Here is a 3,023-nt window from a genome sequence, read left to right as displayed (position 1 = left end):
TTGCCCATACTTTTTGGCCAACAAAGTATAGAATAATTGCACTCTAAGAGATTTTTTATCAGAGTTTGAATATTGATACCCCACGATAAAACCATTTAAAAATAACAAAATTGTATTGAACGTTTTTTTATATGAGAACAATTTTAGTGGCTATAATTCTCATTTCCGTAAATAACATCGAAAAGGTTAGGGACACGCTCTAGCTTACAATATAGTAATTTAGCTTAAAAATAAGATTAAATGTGATATAATCTTCAGAAATTAACAAAAATAAAATACCGAATAGGCTTTAAAGAAAGCGTAATGGAATAGACAAAACTTATTTAATGATCAAAAGACAAGCCCAATAATAGCTACACTGAGGAAAAGTAGCGTAAGTAAAGGGTGCATACGCTAGGAAAAAGAAGAAGTTGTCAAGCTTAAAGTACGATTAGACAGTAAAGGAACCGTAGATCTAAATCCGTTAAAAATGTAGGGTAAAAATAACGAGCATAAAACATGAGTGTAGCTTTTAATGCAAGCATTATTTCTTTCTATAGCAGGCTTAAAAAGTGAGGCGTTACCTATAAAAAATTCTTTACTTTTGAGAAAACTTTTAAAAAAACCATTAAGAAATAATCAACGATATAGATCCTAAAAGTGGTGCTAAGAAGCGTGGTACATATTCTAAAGAACCCATAGTGTCTCTAAAATAATCAATCTATGGCACCGATAACGGGTCTTGCAATACAAATTTTTAATCATTGGGAAGAACAGCCTTGAATCAAAGCGCTACAACTCAGCCTGATTATGGATCATGCCTTATTCTATCACTCTCAAAATACAAAAGTATTGATGGAATTTCTGGGCTACAGGCTAATTTTCTTACCACTATATTCTCGTGATATTAACCTTGTTTAAAAATTCTGGGTTATCATGAACCCATGGATTAACCGTACCCTTACTCAATGTACCGAATGCTATAAGGTCTTACTTCAATTTTTTCAAATCCTATCTTCACGCTAAAGTATTATAGTATAATTAACGACAGTTTCTAGAGGTTCGCGTCCAAAATTTCAGAACTGTACCGTAAAAATTTTTCAACAAATACGCATTAACTGTTTTGACTGTTGATTTTTTTGGCGTGCACTGTTTGAAATACTATCGACCTATCGTGTTACAACAGATCTAGGCTTCCTCTTCGAGTTTCAATTCCTCTTCCACGACTTGACAGTTATTGTTCTCTATTTTCCATGTTACACTACTTCCTGTCCTAAAAGCCGTAATTCTCGCCACATAAGAGAGATAATAAGCACGCCCTTTTTTCTCTAGATTAAGCGCACCCTCGTCCAAAATGTGCGGATCATAAAAGGTTACTTTAGCGGGCGAAGGAAAATTATAAATTTGAACATCTATATTATTTTTTGTATGGGATAAAAGAAAAAATTTGTAGGTCTGGCAATATACGCCCTGAGAAGTTTTTAATCCCACGATTACCTTCTGTGTATTCAAAGGAATAACTATAGGATCTTCCAAAAGAATGTGCTTTGCATCATCATCAGCGCAGAGGCTAAGTTTTGTATCGTTACATAGGGAAACCAAACAGGATAAAGAAGTTATCTTATTAGTAGTATCAGGGAAAGTGATAAACTTTTTTAAAAAAAATTCTCTTACCTTCTTATGTGCATTGACTAAAGAAAATATTCTTTGAACATAATACTCCCTTAAGTCATGCAAATCAAAGTTTTGACTAAATTTAAGATTACGTTCTTTTAGCCAATCAATCTGAGATTTTTTTATTCTGGACGTTGGTTGAAAATTTTTTATACTATAATCATAAATTTTTTTTAAAGCACACACCAAATGAGTTAACGTCCTATCTTTTCGGATGATGGTTTCAATTTTTTTAACGGAAGCGTTCAAGTCAATGCGTAATTTGTCTTTCTGAGCGTATACACTGGGTACTTGGCATAGCTTTAAGATAATCCATAAGCACAAACACTGGAACACTAAAATCATCTCTGAATTATTAAAAACACTTTTTATATATAACACAGTGTTTCCATAAAGACAAAAAATTTTAGAAAAAGCATATCAGCACGCAAAATCAGGATTTGTTTTAGGGCCTGTGAACACGATGGAAGCATTGCCATGATAAGGGGCAATATAGATAAAAGTTGAAACCATAACATCCAGCGCTTGAAAGCGAAAAAAGATATGACGAAAAGATTTGGATCTTACGAAAAAGTGCTAAATTTTGTTGTCTTATCGATAGATCTTTTATGTAAATTCGTGGGCTCAAGTGCTTTGATTAGAGAAGGACAACAGGATTAAAGCCGCATTTTTCAACCCATTAGTTGGTAGAATCCTTCATAAGCGCTCCCAATCTTTTAATAAATGCTAGCCATTTTGCCCATCACTTCCTTGACCAGACCAGAGACCAAACATTAACCCAAGAGAATGATTGGTGGCAAACAAATAAATTGTCTATGGAATTTTCTAATAAATTAGGGAGCGTGTTTTTTTAAACTCCCAACCTCATTAGGGTGTACTTTGATGGCTGTGCTCTCTAATCTTCAGCATATTACAGAAATTTTAATGAATTGTTCTTTTTCTCGCGCTCTAAAACGCCAATTTTTTTCCATCTGTTTGAGGGGCGTATAAATCTTGTGCCCATTACCAAACATCTGTTAATAAAGCAGACCCTTTTAAAACCATTTTTGGCCCCATTCATGAGAGTAAAATTCCATTTTTTTACGTTTCTACATTGTACAGAACCCCAATATACTGGTCTTTATTCGGTTTTTTCGTGAACTCAGCATAACATCTCTTCACTTTAGCCCATAGTGTTAGAGCTTATCCGCAAATTAATTAGGAGGAAAGAATCTGCGCAAGAGTAGTCTGTTAAGTGACATGTAAATGTTATTCTCTGTAGAAGAACAAAGCAAGTCGTATTCTTTTGATAGCCTTCTATTTCTACTAAGCCATCCAAATGTTCGTTCTACAACCCATCGTCTCCGTTGAACCTTAAAGCCCCCCTCTAT

2 protein-coding genes are annotated in these 3,023 nt (G+C 34.1%); both read right to left on the bottom strand.

Annotation, left to right across the window (positions count from 1 at the left end; genetic code table 11):
* Positions 1–1,167 precede the first annotated feature (1,167 nt).
* Positions 1,168–2,034, bottom strand: coding sequence for a hypothetical protein (locus HCUR_RS07490; protein WP_129591981.1), 867 nt, complete (start codon positions 2,032–2,034; stop codon positions 1,168–1,170).
* Between the two features lie 812 nt (positions 2,035–2,846).
* A partial coding sequence (locus tag HCUR_RS07485; RefSeq protein WP_165780873.1) for a transposase occupies positions 2,847–3,023 on the bottom strand: 177 nt, incomplete at its 5' end.

The organism is Holospora curviuscula, assembly GCF_002930195.1.
In the GTDB taxonomy this organism is placed as follows: Bacteria; Pseudomonadota; Alphaproteobacteria; order Holosporales; family Holosporaceae; genus Holospora; species Holospora curviuscula.
Note: the sequence above shows the minus strand (reverse complement) of the source record. Positions and strands in the feature narration are given on the sequence as shown.